The sequence below is a fragment of the Achromobacter colocynthidis genome, assembly GCF_057334535.1.
Genome location: NZ_JBHFIZ010000039.1, coordinates 659,640 through 676,730 on the forward strand (window position 1 = coordinate 659,640; position 17,091 = coordinate 676,730).

Below are 17,091 nucleotides of genomic sequence, written 5' to 3' on the forward strand. Positions count from 1 at the left end.
TTCAAGGCTTGCGAAGAGGGTTGACGGAATAGGGCGCGGAGCAGGCCGTCGCGGCGGCGCGGATGCTGGGCGCTTCGAAAAGTGCGGTGATGACGGCGATGGCGTCGGCGCCCGCCTGGGCCACCAGCCGTGCGTTGTCGGGCGTGATGCCGCCGATGGCCACCACGGCGGGGCGGGGCGCATCGCGCTCGTCGACCAGGCGGCGGGCTTCGGTCAGCACCGACAGCGGCGCGCGCACGGTGTCGGGTTTGACGGTGGACGCGAACATGGCGCCAAAGGCGATGTAGTCGGCGCCCGCGTCCAGCAGTTCGCGCGCGCGCGTCAGGTCGTCGTAGCTGGAGCCGCCCAGGATCAGGTCGGGGCCGGCTTCGGCGCGGATGCGCGCCAGGCTTTCGTCGTCGCGGCCCACGTGCGCGCCGTCGGCGCCCACGTCCAGCGCCAGGCGCCAGTCGTCATTGATCAGGAACACCACGCCCAGCTCGCGGCACAGCGGCGCCAACGCGCGGGCCTGTTCGGCGCGCACCGCGTCAGGCACGTTCTTGCGCCGCAATTGCAGGGAACGCATGCCGCCTTCGGCGGCCTTGCGCACGGCTTGCAAGAGGCGGTCGGTGTCGTCCCATTCAGGCGTGACGCCATACAGGCCGGCGGGAAAACGCAAGGGTTTCATTGCGGTTGAATCCGGTTGGGAATGCGCCGGCCCATGCCGGGCAGGAAACTGGCCGCGACCGACGCATCGGCATGCGCCAGCCCTTGGCGCACGGCTTCGGGCATCTCGAGCCCGCGCGCCAGCATGGCGGTGATGGCGGTGGCGGCCAGGCCGCCGGCGTCGCCGTTGCGGTCGGGCGGCGTCTGCCACGGCCAGGTGTGGGTCTGGCCGTTGGGGCCCAGCAGCACATTGGCAAAATGGCCGGGCCGCTGCGGGCTGCCCAGCACCAGCACCCACTGCGCGCCCGCCGCCACCAGGGCGTGCATGGGCGAAGGTGCGTCCCCGATATCGATGTCGCCGTCGGCATGCCATTGCGCCAGGCGCAGATGCTCGATGATCACCAGGTCCGTCTGCGGCAGCACCAGTTCAAGCGTGGCGGCCAGAAGGTCGTCGGCCTCGTCTTCGTCGGCCGCGTCGGTCGGCAGGGGGGCACGCTGGCCCAGGTGCAGCACCAGCGGCACCTGGCTGTAGTCAGCGGCCACCTGGGCTGCCACGCTGGCAGTTTCAGCGGTGTATAGTCCGCCCACCTTGATGGCCTGCACGGACATGTCTTCCAGCAGGCAGCGAGCCTGGTCGTCCAGCAGGTCGGGCGAAACGGGATGGATTTCTTCGATGCCGGCAGTGTCCTGCACGGTCAGCGCGGTCACGGCCGCCAGGCCATGACAGCCCAGGCGGGCGCAGGTGACGGCATCCGCGGGCAAGCCGTCGGATCCCGAGGGATCGAACGGGCCGAAGACCAAAACGAGAGGGGGGGTAACGGGGGCCACGTAGACAGCGCTTGAGCTTTGAGCGGAGTACCCGGATTCATTTTGAGGTGAATCAGGGGAACCCCTATTGGGTTTCGGTAAGATTGTCCCCATTCTAATGGAAGCCCCCCACCTTTGCCCCGCCTCGGGGAACCGGGTGGGGTTTTGATGTAAGAGAGAACTATGCGTACTTGGATGTGTCTGATTTGTGGCTGGGTCTATGACGAAGAGGCCGGCCTGCCCGACGAAGGTATTGCTCCCGGCACTCGCTGGGAAGACGTGCCGCCGAACTGGGTCTGTCCCGAATGCGGCGCCCGCAAAGAGGACTTTGAATTGATGGAAATCTGAACCCGACCCGCTGACCCATTCCGCCAGGGCTCGTAAGATGGGGCATTGACCCCATCCCACGTAACCAAAGACGGTCTGCCGCCAGGCAAGACGGCCACGCTCGCGTGTGCGACGTCCACGGTTCTTTCAGACTACCCAAAGGGGTTGCCATGACGGAAAAACATCACGAATCCGCCGCATCGCAGGCGGCCAACTTTGCCAACCAGTTCCTGATCGCCATGCCCGGCATGGTGGAAGGCAGCCTGGCCGGCTCGGTCATCTACGTGTGCGAACACACCGAACGCGGCGCGCTGGGCCTGGTCATCAACCGGCCCACCGACCTGACCTTGGGCACCTTGTTCGAGCGCATCGAATTGACGCTTGAAATCGGCCCGGTCAAAGACACGCTGGTTTACTTCGGCGGCCCGGTCCAGACCGACCGCGGCTTCGTGCTGCACGCGCCCGCCGGCGACTACAGCTCCAGCATCAAGATGGGCGCCATGGCGCTGACCACCTCGCGCGATGTGCTGCAAGCCGTGGCCGACGGCAATGGCCCCGCCCGCATGCTCGTCACGCTGGGTTACGCCGGCTGGGGCGCCGGTCAACTGGAAAGCGAAATGGGCCAGAATGCATGGCTCAGCGTGGGCGCCGACGACCACATCATCTTCGACGTGCCCGCCGAAGACCGCTACCCCGCCGCGCTCAAGCTGCTGGGCATTGATCCGGTCATGCTGGCGGGCGATGCGGGCCATGCCTGAAGAAACACTGCTTGGTTTCGACTTTGGCGAAAAGAAGATCGGCATCGCCATCGGCAACACCCTGACGCGTCAGGCGCGCCCGCTGGAAATCATCTTCAGTGAAATCCGCGATGCGCGCTTTGGCCGCATCGCCGCGCTGTTGCAGGAGTGGCAGCCCCATCGCGTGGTGGTGGGGCTGGCGCTGGATGCCGATGGCGGCGAACAGCCCGCCACCGCGCGCTGCCGGCGTTTCGCCAATCAATTGCATGGCCGTTTCGGCATCGCGGTCGAACTGGTGGACGAACGCGGTTCCAGCATGGAAGCGCAGCGCCTCTTGGGCACGCACGCCGCCGATGACGCAATGGCGGCGGCTGTTATCCTGCAACGATATCTCGACACCCTGCCTGCGGCGTAACGCGCGTGGCCCGGCCTTTTCTATGCTCAATCCGCAACTTGATCGCCGCGGCGAACTCATTCATCTGCTGACAACGGAAGGGCTGCCCAAGCGCCACGTCGAGCGCTTGCTGGACGCCGCGCGTGCCTATGCGGCAGCGGGCGACGCCGGTTCCCCAGCCGCCTTGATGCCCGACGCGCACGCCGCGCCATGCGCCGTCTTTCTGTCCCTGGCCGATGACCTTGCCGACCGCGACGCCTATGCCGCGTTGGCGACCCGCTTGTCGCTCTTGCCTGTGGTGCTGGACGCGCAGGATGAGCAACGCGGACAACACCCACAACACCCACAACACGTGTCCGACGTGCATGCCCCGTTCGCCCCGCTAGCCGCCCACCCGCATGCCGGCGACGCGCTGGCCGAAACGGTGGCGCGCTTGCAACCCGGCGTGCTGGTGCTGCGTCACGCGGCCAGCGGCGCCGCCCATTGCGCCGCGGCGCACGCCGCGCCGGGCTTGCGCGTGATCAACGCGGGTGATGGGTGCCACGCGGACCCCTTGCCGGCGCTGGCGCTGGTGCTGGCCATGCTCCACGCCAAGCAAGACCTGACGAACCTGGCCGTGACCTTGGTGGGCGATATCCGGCATTCGCGCGTGGGGCGTTCGGTCATCCATGCCATGACCACCTTGGGCGTGCCCGAGGTGCGCGCGGTTGCGCCTCGCACGCTGCTGCCGCAAGGCTTGCCGCAGTTGGGCGTGCGTGAGTGCGCGACCCTGCGCGAAGGGCTGCAAGACGCCGACGTCATCATCGTGCTGCCCTTGCAGGTGGAACGCATCAGCGGCGCGCTGCTGCCGTCCGCGCGTGAATACGCCCATGCCTATGGCCTGACCCCCGCCACGCTGTCCCACGCCAAGCCGGACGTGCTGCTCTTGCCCGGTGGCGCACTTACCCCGGGCGTGGAAGTGGATGGCGACGTGGCCGCCGGCCTGCCACCCGTGCAGACGCAATTGGCCGATCTGGAACAACACCTGCGCCTGGCCGCCTTGAGCGTCCTGGCCGGAGACACGCCATGAGGCTGCACATTGCCAATGGCCGCCTGATCGATCCCGCCAATGGGGTGGACGGGCCGCATGATGTTTACCTTGCCGACGGCCGGGTGGTGGCCGTGGTTGCCGCCGGCGCCACGCCAGACGGCTTCCATGCCGATCGCGTCCTGGACGCAACCGGCCTGGCGGTATTGCCCGGCCTGGTGGACCTGTCGGCGCGCGTGGCGCAACCTGGCCACGCAACGGGCCTGGCGTTCGCGCCCGCCGAGTTGCGCGCGGCCTTGGCCGGCGGCGTGACGCGGCTGGTGATGCCGCCGGATGCCGCATCGGATGACGCGCTGGACGAGCCCGGCAAGGTCGACGCCTTGACGCGCCAGATGGAAGCCGGCCAGCCCCGCATCCATCCGCTGGGCGCCATGACGGTGGGCCTGGCGGGTGAGACGCTGACGGAAATGGGCCTGCTCGCGCAAGCGGGTTGCCTGGCCTTTGCCCAAGGCGAGCACGGCATTGCCGACACGCGCGTGCTGTGGGGCGCGATGCGCTATGCCAGCGGGCTGGGCTACACGCTGTGGCTGCGTCCGCAAGACCCCTGGTTGGCCCAAGGCGCCGTTGCCGCCAGCGGCGCGTACGCCGAACGCCTGGGCCTGGAAGGCCTGCCGCCGCAGGCCGAGACGGTCGCCCTGAACACCATCTTCGAGCTGCAACGCGCCACCGGCGCGCGTGTGCACCTGACCCGCCTGTCCACCGCGCCAGGGCTGGCGCTGCTGCGAGCGGCCAGGCGCGAAGGCCTGGCGGTGACGGCGGACGTGTCCGCCCACAACCTGCACCTGACCGATGTCGATATCGGTTTCTTCGACACGCACTTCCACCTGCAACCGCCGTTGCGCGGCCAGCGCGACCGCGACGCCATCCAGGCGGCGCTGGCCGAAGGACTGGTCCAGGCGCTGTGCTCGGATCACACCCCCGTGGACAAGCACGGCAAGGCGGCGCCGTTTCCCGTGTCCACCCCCGGCGCGACGGCCTTGGAACTGCTGCTGTCGTTGACCTTGAAATGGGCGCGCGACCACCGCGTGCCGCTGGCCGACGCGCTGGCGCGGGTCACGTCGGGGCCGGGCGCGGTACTCAACGGTATCAGCGGCGGCATAAGCAGTGGCATAAGCAGTGGCACAAGCAGTGGCACAAGCAACCCCGCCGCCCAGGCCGGCCAGTTGGGCGTGGACGCGCCCGCCGACGCCTGCCTGGTGGATCTGGACGCCGAATGGCTCGTGACGCCCACGGCGCTGCAAAGCCGCAGCCCGCATACGCCGTTCGCGGGTATGATGCTGCCCGGTCGGGTACGCGCCACCGTGGTCGGTGGCCAACTGGTCTGGGAGACCTCAGTTTGAAGCTGCTGCGCTTTGTCTTACGGCTGGCCCTGGTGCTGCCTCTGATCGTGTTTGGCTTGTTTTGCGTGGGTCTGGTCTACCCCTTCATCCGCCCGCGAAGCCGGGCCTGGCTGAACCGCTCGTGGTCGCGCGCGCTGATGGCGGCCTGCGGCGTGAAGGTGACCTTCAAGGGCGACCCGCGCATGAGCGGCCCGGTATTGCTGGTGGCCAATCATGTCTCGTGGATCGATATCTTCGTCCTGAATTCCGCGCGTCCCACGTCGTTCGTGGCCAAGAGCGAGATCCGTAAATGGCCCGTGATCGGCTGGCTGGTGGCGGGGGCGGGCACGCTCTTCATCGAACGCGGCCAGCGCCACGCGGTACACGCCATGGGCGAGGCCATGCAAGCCCGCTTCAAGCTGGGCGACGCGGTCGGGCTGTTTCCGGAAGGCACGACGACAGAAGGCTTCGACCTGCTTCCTTTCCACGCCAGCCTGTTCGAACCGGCGCGTTCGGCGGCCGTGGAAATCCAACCCGTGGCCTTGCGATTCCTGCGCGACGGCAAGCGCGACGGCTTTGCGGCGTTCGTTGGCGAAGAAAGCCTGGTGGCCAATCTTTGGCGCGTGCTGGGCGCGACGGGCTTGTCCGTCGAAGTGGTGTTTCTGCCGGTATTGGCGGCCAGGCATCCGGATGGCAGCTTGCCGACGCGCCTTGAGCTGTCGCATCAGGCGCGCGACGCGATCCTTGGTGCGCTGTAAAGCCAGGGCCTGAAGCACGGGCCTGAAGCGCAGGCCTCCCCCCTACACCCCGCCGGAAAACTCGCAGCAGCTTTCCGCCAGCTCGGCCACGCTTTCACAGAACGCCACGTCCGCGTCGCGGCGGAACATGGCGCTGTAGACCGATTGCGGCGGCGCGGTGCTGGTGCGCGCAATCACCAACTGCTTCTTGCTGACCATGTCCGCGAAATAATCGCGGGGCAGGCAACTGACGCCGAAGCCCGCGGCGGTCAGGCCCGCCATGGCGATCAGGCTGTTGATCGTGAAGATATTGCTGTCCGGCGTATGGGGCCGCAGCCACCCGTCGTAGATCATGTTCAAGCCCGACTCGCGGCTTTGGCGCAAGAGCGGCAGGCGCGCGATGTCGGCGGGCGTGTAGACGCGGCTGGCGTCGATCAGGTCAGGGCTGCCCATCCAGGCGAATTCCAGGCGTTGCAGCGCCACGACTTGCAGGTTCGGTTCCGCGAATTCCCCGTGCAGGAACGCCATGTCCAACTGCCCCGCCTGCAAGCGCTTAAGCAGGTCCGCGCCCAGGTCGATGTGCGGTTCCAGCGTGATGCGCGGATAGTGCGCGCGCAGCAGGCGGATCAAGGCGGGCAACCACGTCATGGCCGTGATCTCGGTAATGCCGAAACGGAACGTGCCGGTCAGCGTGTGCTGGCCTTTCAGCCGCACCAGCAAACGGTCGCGATGGCCCAGCATGTCTTCGGCAAGCGCATAGACCTCGTGCCCTCGCGCGGTCAGTTCGGCGCGATGGCCCGAGCGGTCGAATAGCGCCACATTGAAGTCCGCCTCCAGTTCCTGGATGCGCTTGGTGATGGCCGATTGGGTCGTGTGCAGCTTCTGCGCCGACGCGGAAAACGTGCCCAGCCGGACGGTCCAGTACAGGGCCTCGATCTGCTTGAAAGTCAGCATGCCGGGCGCCGCGTTGTGGTGATGTTCATTCCGAAATTTCCGCCTAGGGCTAACCCCTATATTCCAAAAATTGATGAAGCTCCTGGAAATTTAATCCCTTTTTCTGAAAACGAAAAGCTCGCAACATGCCATCTGATTGTTCACCCGGCCGGCCTGCATCCTGAAAAATTCCACAGGGTTGCCGGCGGCTACCGACCCAGGAACTGCAGATCGTCATGGCCAATATCCTTACCGGCGCCCGCCAATTGCCGGCTCCCCCCGTTGCTCCCGCCGCCATTCTTGAAGCGCTTGCCGGCATCGTCACGCCCCACCTTAGCGACAACCTGGCGCGCCGCGAGGGCATCTCGGGCCTGCACCGCTACAACCGCAGCGGCAAGCTCGTGGGCACCGCGCTGACGGTCAAGACGCGCCCGGGCGACAACCTGATGATCTACAAGGCCATGATGCAGATCCAGCCCGGCCACGTGCTGGTGGTGGACGCGGGCGGTGACCTGTCCAACGCCGTGCTTGGTGAAATCATGAAGCGCTACCTGCAAGTGCATGGCTGCGCGGGCGTGGTGGTGGACGGCGCCATCCGCGACGTGGCCGCGTTTGAAGCGGACAGCTTCCCCTGCTATGCGCGCGGCCACATCCATCGCGGCCCCTACAAAGACGGCCCGGGCGAGGTCAACGTGCCCGTGTCGATCGGTGGGCAGGTCGTCAACCCCGGCGACATCATCGTGGGCGACGAAGACGGCCTGGTCTGCTTTGCCGCGTCCGACGCGGAAAGCCTGATTGCCGCCGCGCACGCGCATGCGGCCAAGGAAGAACGCATCATGGCCGAGATCGCCAAGGGCGATAAGACGCAAAGCTGGATGCAGGCCGCCTTTGCCGCCAAGGGGCTGGCATGAACGCCGCCGATACCGCCTTCCTGGCCGAACGCGCCCGCGCGATCAAGCCGTCGCCCAGCATGGCCGCCAAGACGCGCGTGGACCAGTTGCGTGCCGAGGGCCGCGACATCATCGACTTCACCGTGGGCGAACCCGACCTGCCCACGCCCGCGCACATTGTGCAGGCGGGCATCGACGCGCTGAACAGCGGCGACATCCGCTACACCGCATCCGCCGGCGCCAAGCCGCTGTTGGAAGCCGTGCGCGCCAAGTTCCAACGCGAAAACGGCCTGGACTACGGGCTGGACGAGCTGATCGTTGGCGTGGGCGCCAAGCAATTGATCTTCACCGCGCTGGCCGCCACCGTGCAAGCCGGCGACGAAGTCATCATCCCCGCGCCCTACTGGGTGTCGTACCCGGACATGGTGCTGGTCAACGATGGCACGCCCGTGGTGCTGGCCTGCCCTGAAGCCGACGGCTTCAAGCTGACGCCACAAGCGCTGGAACACGCCATCACGCCGCGCACGAAATGGGTGCTGCTGAATACGCCCAGCAATCCGACCGGTGCGATGTACAGCGTGGAGGAACTGCGTGCCTTGGGCGAGGTGCTGGCGCGCCATCCCCACGTGTGGCTGATGACCGACGAAATCTATGAACACCTGGCCTACGGCGACGCGCGCCATGCATCGCCCGCCGCGGTGGTGCCGGCGCTGGCGGGCCGCACGCTGACGATCAACGGCGTGTCCAAGGCCTACGCCATGACCGGCTGGCGCCTGGGTTACGCCGGCGGCCCCAAGCCGCTGATCAAGGCCATGGCCACGCTGATTTCGCAAAGCACCAGTTGCGTCAGCGCCATCAGTCAGTCGGCCGCGCGCGTGGCCTTGACCGCCGACCAGCGCGGCGTCAGCGACGCCGCCACCGTATTCCATGCACGCCGCGATCGCATCGTGGCCTTGCTGAACGCGGTGCCGGGCATCCGCTGCCCCGAGCCGCAGGGCGCGTTCTATGTCTACCCGTCGGTTGAAGGGTTGCTGGGCAAGCGCACGCCAGCCGGCCGCGTGCTGGAAAGCGATCTGGACGTGGTGATGTACCTGTTGGACGAGGCCGGCGTTGCCGTGCTGGATGGCGCGGCCTATGGCTTGTCGCCCTACCTGCGGCTGAGCTTCGCCACGTCGATGGAGAACATCGAAGAAGGATGCCGCCGTATCAACAGCGCCTGCGCGGCGCTGCGCTGAACGCGGCGGTTTCCTGAACGCCGTTTTTGTTGGCAGTACCCATACCTGGCAGTACCCATACCTATATTCAAGGGGAATTACCATGAAGACCACCATTGCCTCCTTCGTTGCCGCCGTCGGCCTGGCCGCCACGCTGGCGCCCGCCGCGCACGCGGACACCGTGCAAGACATCAAGGCGCGCGGCAAGTTCATCTGCGGCACCATGGGCACGGCCGAGCCCTTCAGCTTCCAGGACCCGAAGACCCGCGCGGTGGTCGGCTACGAAGTCGATATGTGCCAGGCCGTGGCCGACAGCCTGGGCGTGCCGCTGGAACTGAAGCTGATCGCCGTCGAAGCCCGCATCCCCGAACTGATCGCCGGCCGCGTTGACCTGGTGGCCGCCAACCTGGGCTGGAGCCCGGACCGCGCGAAGCAGATCGACTACTCGCACCAGCATTTCGTGAGCCTGCAGAAGATTCTGGCGCGCGAGTCCGAGAAAGACGTGAAGGCGCCTGCCGACCTGGCGGGCAAGCGCGTCAGCGCCGTGCGCGGATCGTCCTCGGAGCAAGGGGCGCGCAAGAACATCCCGAATGTGGATACGGTGACTTTTAAAGACCCCAGCGGCGCGTTCCTGGCGCTGCAGCAGGGCAAGGTCAGCGGCTTTGTCGCGTCGGAGATGATGCTTGTGAAGCTTCAGCAACAAGCCGCCGGCAGCGCGGTGCCCGTGAAGATCCTGCAACCGGCGTTGTTCGTTGAACCCTGGGGCATGGGCGTGCGCAAGGGCGACACCGCCATGTTGAACCAGGTGAACAAGGTGCTGGACGGCATGGAAGCCTCGGGCCAGGCCACCAAGCTGTTCGATAAGTGGTTCGGCGCGGGCACGCAGTTCAACATGAAGCGCGACTTCCGCATCGAAGCCATCAAGGGTTGATGCGCGACACGCGCTGGAGCCTCGTTCGATGCACTACGTTTTCGACTTCAGCGCCATTTTCCAAGGCGAGTACCCGGACTGGCTGCTAAGGGGGTTGATCACCACCCTGGCGCTGGCCGGCCTGGCCTGGATTCTGGCGTTCTTCCTGGGCAGCCTGCTGGCGGTGATCCGCCTGACGGGCTCGCCCGTGGCCAATGCGGTGATCGCGGTGTATGTCGCGTTCCACCGCAACGTGCCCATGCTGGTGCACATCCTGTTCTGGTACTTCGGCGTGCCGGCATTGCTGCCGCAAGGCTTGAGCGATTGGCTCAACAGCCACGGCAGTGAATTCATCATGTCGTGCATCGCGATCGGGCTGGTGATGTCGGCCTACATCTGCGAAGACCTGCGCAGCGCCGTGCGCGGCATCCCGCCGGGGCAGGTGGAGGCATCGCGCGCGCTGGGGCTGAGCTTTCTGCGCACGATGCGCTGCGTCGTGTTGCCGCAGGCGTTTCGCATCGCGATTCCGCCGCTGCTGAACCAGACCCTGCTGCTGTTGAAGAACACCAGCCTGGCGATGGCGATCGGCGTGACGGAGCTGACGGCGGCGGGGCGCGAGATCGAGAACTACACGTTCCGCACCTTCGAGGCCTATGCAGTGGTGACGGTTATTTATCTGCTGTTGTCGTTCTTGATCATGGGCGGCGGCGCGATCTTGCAACGACGTTATCGTCCGCTGGGGGCGCGCTGAGATGTGGGACATACTGAAAGACAATTGGCTGCTGCTTCTGATCGGGCAGTATCCGCACGGCCCGATAGGCGGGCTGGTGGCCACGCTGGGCCTGGCGGCCATCAGCCTGACGCTGGCCTTGCCTTGCGGCGTGCTGCTGGCGCTGGGTCGCATCAGCCCGTACCGCATCTTCTACTGGCCGTCATCGGCGGTGGTGTATCTGGTGCGCGGCCTGCCGCTCTTGATGTTCATTTTCTGGGCGTACTTTTTTGTACCGATCATCATCGGCCGCCCCGTTGCGGGCACGACCACGATGGTGGTGGCGCTGGTCTGCTACGAAAGCGCCTACCTGGCCGAGATCATCCGCGCGGGTATCCAGGCCTTGCCGCCGGGGCAGCAAGAGGCCAGCCGGGCATTGGGCTTGTCGTACATGCAGACGATGCGGCGCGTCATCCTGCCGCAAGCGCTCTACAACATGCTGCCCAGCATGCTGAGCCAGTTCGTGTCGACGGTGAAGGAAACGTCGCTGGCCTATGTGATCAGCGTGCAGGAACTGACCTACGCCGCCAACCAGATCAACAGCGTCTTGCTGACCAAGCCGTTCGAGGTGTTCGGCTTGCTGGCGATGACGTATTTCATTCTGAATTTTGGCCTGAGTTCATTGGTGCACCTGACCGAACGACGTATCGGCAGACGGCGCGCCGGGCTTGGGGCTGTCTCTAAAGTGGTGCCGACATGATCCGATTTTCACAAGTGCAGAAGTGGTACGGCGACTACCAGGCGCTGGCCGACGTGACCGAAGAGGTCAAGCAGGGAGAGGTGGTGGTGGTCTGCGGGCCATCGGGGTCGGGCAAGTCCACACTGATCCGTACCGTGAACCGCCTGGAGCCTATTCAGAAGGGCGTGATCGAGGTCAATGGCCAGGATATCTATGGCCCGAAGGTGCATCTGGATCAGTTGCGCAGCCATATTGGATTCGTGTTCCAGCAGTTCAACCTGTTCCCGCATTTGTCGGTGCTGGAAAACCTGATGCTGGCGCCGCTGCAACTCAAGCGCGCAAAACGCGCCGAGGCCCGCGAGCGGGCGATGCAGTTGCTGGAAAGGGTAGGGCTGTCGCACAAGGCCGAGGCGTATCCGGCCCAGCTTTCAGGTGGGCAGCAGCAACGGGTGGCGATCGCGCGGGCGTTGGCGATGAATCCGCCGGTGATGTTGTTCGATGAACCGACCAGCGCGTTGGATCCGGAGATGGTGGGCGAGGTGCTTCAGGTGATGAAGGGGTTGGCCCGGGATGGAATGACGATGGTGTGCGTGACACACGAGATGGGGTTCGCGCGAGAGGTGGCGGACCGGGTGTGGTTCATGGATGCGGGGCGGATCGTGGAGACGGGGGCGCCGGAGGAGTTTTTCAACCGGCCGGGAACGGTGCGGGCGCAGAAGTTCCTGGCGGAGATTCGGCATTGAGTTTTTTGGGGAGTGATGGGTTGCGCGCGTTCTTGAACCGGGTTCTTTTGGCGGCCTTGGCGCGCTTCACCCATCCTACGGGGACGGTTTGGGTGTGGCGGTGATGGGTTGCGCGCGGTCGTGGAATGGGTTCTTTTGGCGGCCCTGCCGCGCTTCACCCATCCTACGATCCTACGGTTTGGCTTCGTAGGATGGGTGAAGTGCGAGGTGGACGGCCCGAAAAAATGCGGTGCTTGCCGCACGTAACCCATCAGCAACGGATGCGTGATCCGTTATTCCGACAACGGGTCCTGGAATTGCGAACACTTTACCTGCACCAGCTTGCGGTCCTGCAAGCGTAGCGCGGTCAAGGAACCGCCCCAGACGCAGCCGGTGTCCAGGCAGATGACGTCGGGTCGCTGCAGCAAGCCCAGCGTGGACCAATGGCCGAACACCGTCGTGATGTCGCGCGTGGCGCGGTTGGGGACGTCGAACCAGGGCACCAGGCCCGGGGGCCAGGCGCCGGGGGCGACCTTGGTGGCGAACTCCATGTGACCGTTCGGGGTACACAGGCGAATGCGCGTCAGCGCGTTGATGATGACCCGCATCCGTTTGCCGCCCTTGTGGTCTTCTTTCCACGTGGCCGGCTCGTTGCCGTACATCTTTTGCAGCGCCTTCTGCCAATTCGGGCCACGCAAGGCGTCCTGTACTTCCCCGGCCAGGGCCAGCGTCTTGGCGACATCCCACTTCGCCAAGGTGCCCGCATGCACCAGCAGGTGACCCTGTTCGAAATGGGCCAGGGGGCGAAAACGTAGCCAGTTGATCAGGTCGGTGGCGTCAGGCGCGCGCAGGATTTCGTCCAGCGTGTCCGACTTTGACGGCTTGCGCACCCCGGCGGCGGCGGCCAGAAGGTGCAGGTCATGGTTGCCCAGCACCGAGGTCGCGCGGTCGCCCAGGTCGACGATGCGGCGCAGGGTCTCCAGCGACTGGGGGCCACGGTTGACCAGGTCGCCCGCGAACCAGAAGCGCGAGCGGGGATCTCCGACCAGGTCGGGATGGGCCAGCAAGCGATCCAGCGGCGAGCAGCATCCCTGCACGTCGCCGATCATCCAGATACTGCCGTTCATGCGGGACTCTTGCTCCAGGGCCAACGTTGTTGAACGATGCGGGTAATCGTGTGGCGGTATTCCATATAGCTCATGGCGCCCAGCGCCAGCGCCATGGCGCCGATATTCGGACCCAGTGCGGTGAACCAGGGCGGCCATTTGCCCAGCATGCCCACGTTCAACGCCAACTGGTTCAGCATGAAGAAGCCCACGCCCAGCAAGATGCCGATGAACACCTTCGCGCCCACGCCGCCGCGGCGCGTTTGCATCAGGCCGATGGGGGCGGCAATCGTGATCATCACAAGCAGGGTGAAGGGATACGCCAGTTTGCGCCACAGGGCGACTACCTGTCGACCATATTGCAGTTGGTTGTCGCGCAAATACTCCACATAGTCCAACAGGGTAACGATGGACATGCGCTCGGGCGTCAGCACGCGGGCCAGCAGGCGTTCGGCGCTAAGGGTCGTGTCCAGCGTGCGCTCGGGCAGCTTCACCACCGAGGCGGGTGGGTTCTTCGGCTGGCGGGCGTCGGCCAAGGCATCGGCCGCGTCGTCATCCAGGCGCGTCTCAGAGACGTCCTTGAGCACCAGGTCGCCGTGGGCGAACAAGCCGGTGGGCGCGGTGGACAGGGCGGTCAGCGTCTGGTCTTTCTTGAATTCGTACAGGGTGATGCCGGCCACTTGGCCGTCGCCCTTGAGTTCGGCGATATTGATGATGCGCATGCCGCCATCGGCGGTGGGTTCCTTGAACCAGTAGCCGCTTTTCAGGCGGTCGCCGCCGGCCTTGCCGCGAAACATCAGGTTGGCTTCGCCTGTTTTGATCTCGGCCCAGGGCGTGACGTATTCGGACAGCAGGGCCGCGCCGATCATCAGCGGAATGGTCACCACCCACAGCATGCGCAACAGGCGCATGCCGCTGACGCCCGACACGCGCAGGATGACGAGCTCGTTGCGCTGGGCCAGGCCGGCCAGCGCCAGGATCGCGCCGATCAGCAGCCCGATGGGCAGCAGGTCATACAAGCGGGTGGGAATGGCCAGCGCCTGCATGTAGAGCAGGGCCATCATGGAGAACTTGTCGCCCACGTTGTCCAGGTCGTCCACCAGCGCGAAGAACGTGAAAAGGCCCAGCAGGGCCATAAGGACCACTGCACAAGAGCGATAGATCTCGCGGGCCAGGTAGCGACGTGCGGTACGCATGAAAATGATGGGGGAGCGCTAAACGTGAAAGCTTAACAAATCCCGCCCTCCAGGGTGGGGATGACCGGACGGTGGCGCGTGCTTTTGCGTGTCAGGGGATGTCAACCATCCGCATGCGGCGGGTCAGGACACCCACGCGGGAGTTCAGGTAGTTGGAATTGCGGCGGGTGTCGTAGAAGCGGGGGTTGGGCAGCATGGCCGCCAGCCGCGCCGACTGGCTGGCGCTGAGATTGGCGGCCGAGGTATTGAAGTAGTGCTGCGCGGCCGCCTGCGCGCCGAACACGCCCACGCCCCATTCCGCCACGTTCAGATACAGCTCAAGAATGCGTTCCTTGCTCATGACGTGTTCGATCATGTAGGTCAGCACCAGCTCCTGGCCCTTGCGGATGTAACTGCGGGAATTGGACAGGAACAGATTCTTGGCCAGTTGCTGCGTGATGGTGGAGCCGCCGCGCATCTTGCTGCGGCCGGCCTCTTCCTGCCGCTGGTTGTATTCCCAGGCCTTGCGGATGGCGTCCCACTCGATGCCGTCGTGTTCGGTGAACTTGGAATCCTCGGACGCCACCACCGCGCGCTTGAGATTTCGGCTGATCTTGTCGTAGGGCACCCAGTCATATTTCAGTTGGAAGGCGGGGTTGCCTTCGCGCAGGCGCGAGCGTTCTTCGCGCATGATGGCGCTGCTGCCGGGGTCGCGGTAGTTGTACCAGACCACCTGCGAGAACAGCCAGAATTGGTACAGCAGCACCGCGCACACCAGCGCCATCAGCACGCCGGTGGTGATCCGGAACCAGGATCGGCCTTGCTTGCGCGTCGCCATGCCGCTTAATGCCCGGCCGCCAGGGCCTCGCGCAGCGCGGCCAGCACGGGCGCCGGGTCGGGGCGCACGCCGTGCCAGATGAAAAAGCTCTCGGCGGCCTGGCCCACCAGCATGCCCAGGCCGTCGGCCGTCAGCGCGGCGCCGTCGGCCTCGGCCTGCTTCATGAAGGCGGTGGGCCTGGCGCCATACATCATGTCGTAGGCCGCCGCGCCATCGGCGTACAGGCCGCCCGGCAATGTGGGCGCGGCATCCTGCAAGCCGCTGGCCGTGGCGTTGATGACCACGTTCCAGCCGCCCGGCCGCGCGGCGTCGGACAGGCCGCCCGCCGTGACCTGGGTTTGCGGCGACACCCCGCTGGCGCGCCAGGCGTCGGCCAACTCCAAAGCCTTGGCCGCGGTGCGGTTGACGATATGGATGTGCGCGCAGCCGGCTTGCGCCAGTGGTTGCAGCACGCCCCGGGCGGCGCCGCCCGCGCCCACCAGCAGCACGGCGGCATCGGACAGATGCACGCCCAGGCGCAGCAGGTCGGACACCAGGCCCACGCCGTCGGTATTGCAGCCGTGCCAGGCGCCATCGCGCCAGGACAAGGTGTTGACCGCGCCAGCCAGCCGCGCGCGGGTGGACAGATGACTCGCCGCCAGCGCGTAGGCGTCCAGCTTGAACGGCACCGTCACGTTCAGACCTTGCCCGCCCTCGGCCACGAACGCGGCAACGGCGTCGGCAAAGCCATCAACCGGCGCCAGCAGCCGCTCGTAGCTGAGTGGCTTGCCGGTTTGTTGGGAAAACAGGGCGTGGATCTGGGGCGAGCGGCTGTGCGCGATGGGGTTGCCGATGACGGCGTAGCGGGCAAGAGGGGACGCCTCGGTCATGGGGCTTGTGTTTCCAGGGTGTCGTTGACGAAGTGCCAGGTGCGGGTGATGACCAGCACGTCCGTATCGCGGGCGATATCGGGCGGGAAGGGGGGGAAGGGCGCGGCCAGCTGGACAATGCGGCGGGCGGCCTGGTTCAGCACGGCGTGCTGGGACGGTTGGTCGATTTCCACGTCGGCGATGCTGCCGTCGGCACGCACCGACACGGTGATGCGCAACGAGCCATAGATGCGTCCCCGCGCCTCGTCGGGATAGTGCTGGGTGCCGATGGCCTCGATGCGGGCGCGCCAGGCGTCCAGGTACGCGGCGTAGCGCGAGGCTTCGGCCGAGGGCGCCACGAATTGCTTGCGCGGTTCGTTGCTGTATTGCTGGACCCGTTCGGCCAGGGCGGCCACTTGGGCATTCTGAATGACGCTGGCCTGGTCTTCGGCGTCTTGCCCCAGGTCGGCGCCATCCGGCCACGGGTTCACGGCCTGCCGTTCGGCGCCCGCCTTGTCCGCCGAGCGCAACTGCGTCATCAGGCGGGTCTGTTCGGCTTCCAACTGCACCTGGCGTTTGCGCATGGCCTCCAGCACGATGGTCTCGGCGGACTCGCCGGTCTGGGGCAGCGGCGTGGTGGTCATGCCGCGTTCGGCGTTGCCGCCGCCGCTCATCTGGTTCTGGGCCTGGGCGCGTGGCGCCTCAGGCGGCGTTTCGCTGCGCGCGTTCAACAGCACCACTTCCAGGCTGGTCACGGGCGGGCGCGTCAGCGCGGGCGCGCCGAACCGCCACGCCAGGGCGCCGGCGTGCACCAACAGCGATATTGCAATGCCGATACGCAGGTAGTGCTGGGCGGGAGCGCCCAGCCACCGCAGGTAACGGCCTAGCGGGGAGGGGGAGTCAGGGCGTTGCACGGTCGCATTGTAAGGCGAGTCCGCGTCGGGGGGGGCATGC

At 66.1% G+C, this 17,091-nt stretch carries 20 protein-coding genes; 12 read left to right on the forward strand and 8 right to left on the reverse strand.

All coding sequences use genetic code 11. The features are described 5' to 3' along the window. Position 1 precedes the first annotated feature (1 nt). Positions 2–667 (reverse strand): thiamine phosphate synthase, encoded by a 666-nt coding sequence (thiE, locus tag ACE04A_RS29365; protein ID WP_259252952.1) that lies wholly within the window; start codon positions 665–667, stop codon positions 2–4. Then, on the reverse strand, positions 664–1,473 hold the full coding sequence (locus ACE04A_RS29370) for a hydroxymethylpyrimidine/phosphomethylpyrimidine kinase (protein WP_404976461.1): 810 nt from the start codon (positions 1,471–1,473) through the stop codon (positions 664–666). Before ACE04A_RS29370 ends, thiE begins: the two co-directional genes overlap by 4 nt. Positions 1,474–1,635: 162 nt before the next feature. On the opposite strand from ACE04A_RS29370, the gene ACE04A_RS29375 reads away from it, so the two are divergent. The 6 genes from ACE04A_RS29375 to ACE04A_RS29400 all read left to right on the forward strand — a co-directional run bounded on the left by ACE04A_RS29375 (position 1,636) and on the right by ACE04A_RS29400 (position 6,074). Continuing rightward, a complete protein-coding gene (locus ACE04A_RS29375; RefSeq protein WP_003814980.1) occupies positions 1,636–1,800 on the forward strand; it encodes a rubredoxin in 165 nt (54 codons plus the stop codon). A gap of 149 nt (positions 1,801–1,949) precedes the next feature. Next, on the forward strand, positions 1,950–2,537 hold the full coding sequence (locus tag ACE04A_RS29380) for a YqgE/AlgH family protein (RefSeq protein ID WP_050447075.1): 588 nt from the start codon (positions 1,950–1,952) through the stop codon (positions 2,535–2,537). After that, on the forward strand, positions 2,530–2,931 hold the full coding sequence (ruvX, locus tag ACE04A_RS29385; RefSeq protein ID WP_050447168.1) for a Holliday junction resolvase RuvX: 402 nt from the start codon (positions 2,530–2,532) through the stop codon (positions 2,929–2,931). The genes ACE04A_RS29380 and ruvX overlap by 8 nt, the downstream gene beginning before the upstream one ends. Positions 2,932–2,953: 22 nt before the next feature. After that, the gene (locus tag ACE04A_RS29390) at positions 2,954–3,979 is read left to right on the forward strand and encodes an aspartate carbamoyltransferase (protein ID WP_448717060.1); all 1,026 of its coding nucleotides are present in this window, start codon (positions 2,954–2,956) and stop codon (positions 3,977–3,979) included. Next, the gene (locus ACE04A_RS29395; protein ID WP_448717061.1) at positions 3,976–5,337 is read left to right on the forward strand and encodes a dihydroorotase; all 1,362 of its coding nucleotides are present in this window, start codon (positions 3,976–3,978) and stop codon (positions 5,335–5,337) included. The genes ACE04A_RS29390 and ACE04A_RS29395 overlap by 4 nt, the downstream gene beginning before the upstream one ends. Beyond that, positions 5,334–6,074, forward strand: coding sequence for a lysophospholipid acyltransferase family protein (locus ACE04A_RS29400; RefSeq protein WP_259252955.1), 741 nt, complete (start codon positions 5,334–5,336; stop codon positions 6,072–6,074). Before ACE04A_RS29395 ends, ACE04A_RS29400 begins: the two co-directional genes overlap by 4 nt. 42 nt (positions 6,075–6,116) lie before the next feature. Here ACE04A_RS29400 and ACE04A_RS29405 read toward each other — a convergent pair whose 3' ends face one another. Further along, positions 6,117–7,007, reverse strand: coding sequence for a LysR family transcriptional regulator (locus ACE04A_RS29405; protein ID WP_100853243.1), 891 nt, complete (start codon positions 7,005–7,007; stop codon positions 6,117–6,119). 215 nt (positions 7,008–7,222) lie between these two features. On the opposite strand from ACE04A_RS29405, the gene ACE04A_RS29410 reads away from it, so the two are divergent. The 6 genes from ACE04A_RS29410 to ACE04A_RS29435 all read left to right on the forward strand — a co-directional run bounded on the left by ACE04A_RS29410 (position 7,223) and on the right by ACE04A_RS29435 (position 12,191). Next, positions 7,223–7,897 carry an RraA family protein gene (locus tag ACE04A_RS29410; RefSeq protein WP_448717063.1) on the forward strand — a complete coding sequence of 225 codons (675 nt, stop codon included), beginning with the start codon at positions 7,223–7,225 and terminating at the stop codon, positions 7,895–7,897. Beyond that, a complete protein-coding gene (locus ACE04A_RS29415) occupies positions 7,894–9,111 on the forward strand; it encodes an aminotransferase class I/II-fold pyridoxal phosphate-dependent enzyme (RefSeq protein ID WP_485820793.1) in 1,218 nt (405 codons plus the stop codon). Before ACE04A_RS29410 ends, ACE04A_RS29415 begins: the two co-directional genes overlap by 4 nt. A gap of 82 nt (positions 9,112–9,193) precedes the next feature. Continuing rightward, the gene (locus tag ACE04A_RS29420) at positions 9,194–10,021 is read left to right on the forward strand and encodes an ABC transporter substrate-binding protein (RefSeq protein ID WP_259252958.1); all 828 of its coding nucleotides are present in this window, start codon (positions 9,194–9,196) and stop codon (positions 10,019–10,021) included. Positions 10,022–10,049: 28 nt separating this feature from the next. Further along, a complete protein-coding gene (locus ACE04A_RS29425; RefSeq protein ID WP_447987886.1) occupies positions 10,050–10,751 on the forward strand; it encodes an amino acid ABC transporter permease in 702 nt (233 codons plus the stop codon). Position 10,752: 1 nt separating this feature from the next. Continuing rightward, complete coding sequence (locus tag ACE04A_RS29430; RefSeq protein ID WP_100853238.1) at positions 10,753–11,469, forward strand: amino acid ABC transporter permease; 717 nt, start codon at positions 10,753–10,755, stop codon at positions 11,467–11,469. Further along, complete coding sequence (locus tag ACE04A_RS29435; protein WP_259252960.1) at positions 11,466–12,191, forward strand: amino acid ABC transporter ATP-binding protein; 726 nt, start codon at positions 11,466–11,468, stop codon at positions 12,189–12,191. The genes ACE04A_RS29430 and ACE04A_RS29435 overlap by 4 nt, the downstream gene beginning before the upstream one ends. 272 nt (positions 12,192–12,463) lie before the next feature. On the opposite strand, the gene ACE04A_RS29440 is transcribed toward ACE04A_RS29435, so the two are convergent. From ACE04A_RS29440 to ACE04A_RS29460, 5 genes are all read right to left on the reverse strand, one after another. Beyond that, positions 12,464–13,297 (reverse strand): symmetrical bis(5'-nucleosyl)-tetraphosphatase, encoded by an 834-nt coding sequence (locus tag ACE04A_RS29440; RefSeq protein WP_279995070.1) that lies wholly within the window; start codon positions 13,295–13,297, stop codon positions 12,464–12,466. Next, on the reverse strand, positions 13,294–14,472 hold the full coding sequence (gene lptG, locus ACE04A_RS29445) for an LPS export ABC transporter permease LptG (RefSeq protein WP_259252962.1): 1,179 nt from the start codon (positions 14,470–14,472) through the stop codon (positions 13,294–13,296). Before lptG ends, ACE04A_RS29440 begins: the two co-directional genes overlap by 4 nt. 91 nt (positions 14,473–14,563) lie before the next feature. Continuing rightward, positions 14,564–15,289: a monofunctional biosynthetic peptidoglycan transglycosylase gene (gene mtgA / locus ACE04A_RS29450; protein ID WP_259252963.1), complete on the reverse strand. Its 726-nt coding sequence runs from the start codon at positions 15,287–15,289 to the stop codon at positions 14,564–14,566. Positions 15,290–15,294: 5 nt separating this feature from the next. Beyond that, entirely contained in the window at positions 15,295–16,158 is an 864-nt protein-coding gene (gene aroE, locus ACE04A_RS29455) for a shikimate dehydrogenase (protein ID WP_485820794.1), read from the reverse strand. Further along, on the reverse strand, positions 16,155–17,051 hold the full coding sequence (locus ACE04A_RS29460) for a TonB family protein (protein WP_279995068.1): 897 nt from the start codon (positions 17,049–17,051) through the stop codon (positions 16,155–16,157). Before ACE04A_RS29460 ends, aroE begins: the two co-directional genes overlap by 4 nt. Positions 17,052–17,091 lie beyond the last annotated feature (40 nt).

Bases quoted from the DNA above. Each gene is read 5' to 3' on its own strand.
- thiE (WP_259252952.1), bottom strand. From the start codon at position 667: ATGAAACCCTTGCGTTTTCCCGCCGGCCTGTATGGCGTCACGCCTGAA.
- ACE04A_RS29375 (WP_003814980.1), top strand. From the start codon at position 1,636: ATGCGTACTTGGATGTGTCTGATTTGTGGCTGGGTCTATGACGAAGAG.
- ACE04A_RS29380 (WP_050447075.1), top strand. From the start codon at position 1,950: ATGACGGAAAAACATCACGAATCCGCCGCATCGCAGGCGGCCAACTTT.
- ruvX (WP_050447168.1), top strand. From the start codon at position 2,530: ATGCCTGAAGAAACACTGCTTGGTTTCGACTTTGGCGAAAAGAAGATC.
- ACE04A_RS29390 (WP_448717060.1), top strand. From the start codon at position 2,954: ATGCTCAATCCGCAACTTGATCGCCGCGGCGAACTCATTCATCTGCTG.
- ACE04A_RS29395 (WP_448717061.1), top strand. From the start codon at position 3,976: ATGAGGCTGCACATTGCCAATGGCCGCCTGATCGATCCCGCCAATGGG.
- ACE04A_RS29405 (WP_100853243.1), bottom strand. From the start codon at position 7,007: ATGCTGACTTTCAAGCAGATCGAGGCCCTGTACTGGACCGTCCGGCTG.
- ACE04A_RS29410 (WP_448717063.1), top strand. From the start codon at position 7,223: ATGGCCAATATCCTTACCGGCGCCCGCCAATTGCCGGCTCCCCCCGTT.
- ACE04A_RS29415 (WP_485820793.1), top strand. From the start codon at position 7,894: ATGAACGCCGCCGATACCGCCTTCCTGGCCGAACGCGCCCGCGCGATC.
- ACE04A_RS29420 (WP_259252958.1), top strand. From the start codon at position 9,194: ATGAAGACCACCATTGCCTCCTTCGTTGCCGCCGTCGGCCTGGCCGCC.
- ACE04A_RS29425 (WP_447987886.1), top strand. From the start codon at position 10,050: ATGCACTACGTTTTCGACTTCAGCGCCATTTTCCAAGGCGAGTACCCG.
- ACE04A_RS29430 (WP_100853238.1), top strand. From the start codon at position 10,753: ATGTGGGACATACTGAAAGACAATTGGCTGCTGCTTCTGATCGGGCAG.
- ACE04A_RS29435 (WP_259252960.1), top strand. From the start codon at position 11,466: ATGATCCGATTTTCACAAGTGCAGAAGTGGTACGGCGACTACCAGGCG.
- ACE04A_RS29440 (WP_279995070.1), bottom strand. From the start codon at position 13,297: ATGAACGGCAGTATCTGGATGATCGGCGACGTGCAGGGATGCTGCTCG.
- lptG (WP_259252962.1), bottom strand. From the start codon at position 14,472: ATGCGTACCGCACGTCGCTACCTGGCCCGCGAGATCTATCGCTCTTGT.
- mtgA (WP_259252963.1), bottom strand. From the start codon at position 15,289: ATGGCGACGCGCAAGCAAGGCCGATCCTGGTTCCGGATCACCACCGGC.
- aroE (WP_485820794.1), bottom strand. From the start codon at position 16,158: ATGACCGAGGCGTCCCCTCTTGCCCGCTACGCCGTCATCGGCAACCCC.